This is a genomic window from Streptococcus sp. CL8.13 (assembly GCF_049737895.1).
The window spans coordinates 1-1,575 of sequence record NZ_JBKOTT010000131.1; the positions used below are offsets into that span (position 1 = coordinate 1).

The window sequence follows — 1,575 nt, forward strand, 5'->3', positions numbered from 1 at the left end:
CACCACAAGCTCGTCAACAAGCAGAAGCTGACGATGTGGAAATCCGTCTTCACAGCATTATCTACAAGGTTATCGAAGAGATGGAAGAAGCCATGAAAGGGATGCTTGATCCAGAATTCGAAGAAAAAGTTATCGGTGAAGCAGTTATTCGTGAAACCTTCAAGGTGTCTAAAGTGGGAACCATCGGTGGATTCATGGTTATTAACGGTAAGGTTACCCGTGACTCTAAAGTCCGTGTTATCCGTGACGGTGTCGTTATCTATGACGGCGAACTCGCAAGCTTGAAACACTACAAAGACGACGTCAAAGAAGTGACTAACGGTCGTGAAGGTGGTTTGATGATTGATGGCTACAATGATATCAAGATGGATGATGTGATTGAGGCCTATGTCATGGAAGAAATCAAGAGATAAGATTTTTTGCTCCTTTCTTAGGTGGTGAGGGACGCAAGCAAACCAATGGTTTCATTGCTTATTTTTGAGCCTAGAGTCTCAAAAATTCCCTGTGATGGGACTGATTTATCAGTCCCATCACTTTCACCACAGCGAAAGAAGCGGATGAGTTCAAATTGAACTTCGTTTCAATTTGAACTGAAAATCAATAAGTTTAAAAATAGCTAGGTCTGCTGGCCTAGCTTTTGGTTCAAAGTAGAGAAAGGAATATCATGGCAAATCATTTCCGTACGGATCGTGTGGGCATGGAAATCAAGCGTGAAGTCAATGAGATTTTGCAAAAGAAAGTCCGTGATCCGCGTGTCCAAGGTGTGACCATCACAGATGTTCAGATGCTGGGTGACTTGTCTGTTGCCAAGGTTTACTACACCATTTTGAGTAACCTTGCTTCAGATAATCAAAAAGCCCAAATCGGACTTGAAAAAGCAACTGGTACCATCAAACGTGAGCTTGGTCGCAATTTGAAATTATACAAAATCCCAGATTTGACCTTCGTCAAAGACGAGTCCATCGAGTATGGAAACAAGATTGATGAAATGCTACGCAATCTGGATAAAAACTAAGAAGAGGGGCAACCCTCTTTTTTGGTGGGTGAAAAGGCAATAAAACATGCTGGCGGAACCTTTCCAGAGTTAAACATTATTAAAAAGCCTTATAAAATTCAACTTGTATGATATTATAGGAAATGAAAAGAGTAAATTTCACAGAAATAGCCAGCAAGACTGGTATCGTCAATATTTTGAAAGTGTAGTTAAACGAGGGAAGATAATATGGGGCCTATCAAAGCTTTTGCTAAAATTTATGGTAATTACTTTTTGACCGTGCAAGGTGTAAAAGTAATGAAAACGATAAAGAAAGATGACAATGTCGTTGTCGGTCTGGGGAAACTTTTTATTGCAGACAAGTTAATGGATACGGCTCGGTGGCTCATCAAGGCAGAGGATAAAAAATGAAATTTTTCTGGGCAATTCTTGCCATTCTTTTTATTAAACCGATTATTGGGATTTTGAAATTCTTTTGGATGATTATCTCTTTTGCAGTTCAATTGCTGTTTTACAAGATAGTATTTAAGATATTGGATTGGCTCTTTAAACTTATTTAGATGGTAATCAAAATCGCAGAG

General features: G+C 39.2%; 3 protein-coding genes and 1 pseudogene. All 4 read left to right on the top strand.

Translation table 11 applies throughout. The features are described 5' to 3' along the window. Positions 1-413: pseudogene (locus ACLNCN_RS04610) on the top strand (translation initiation factor IF-2); the annotation flags it as partial. A 251-nt stretch (positions 414-664) separates the two neighbouring features. Beyond that, a complete protein-coding gene (gene rbfA, locus ACLNCN_RS04615) occupies positions 665-1,015 on the top strand; it encodes a 30S ribosome-binding factor RbfA (protein WP_001273601.1) in 351 nt (116 codons plus the stop codon). A 207-nt stretch (positions 1,016-1,222) separates the two neighbouring features. Further along, a complete protein-coding gene (locus tag ACLNCN_RS04620) occupies positions 1,223-1,405 on the top strand; it encodes a hypothetical protein (protein ID WP_424844728.1) in 183 nt (60 codons plus the stop codon). Further along, the gene (locus ACLNCN_RS04625) at positions 1,402-1,554 is read left to right on the top strand and encodes a hypothetical protein (protein WP_024058070.1); all 153 of its coding nucleotides are present in this window, start codon (positions 1,402-1,404) and stop codon (positions 1,552-1,554) included. Before ACLNCN_RS04620 ends, ACLNCN_RS04625 begins: the two co-directional genes overlap by 4 nt. Positions 1,555-1,575 lie beyond the last annotated feature (21 nt).

Coding starts and splice junctions, on each gene's coding strand:
- ACLNCN_RS04620 (WP_424844728.1), top strand. CDS start 1,223: ATGGGGCCTATCAAAGCTTTTGCTAAAATTTATGGTAATTACTTTTTG.
- rbfA (WP_001273601.1), top strand. CDS start 665: ATGGCAAATCATTTCCGTACGGATCGTGTGGGCATGGAAATCAAGCGT.
- ACLNCN_RS04625 (WP_024058070.1), top strand. CDS start 1,402: ATGAAATTTTTCTGGGCAATTCTTGCCATTCTTTTTATTAAACCGATT.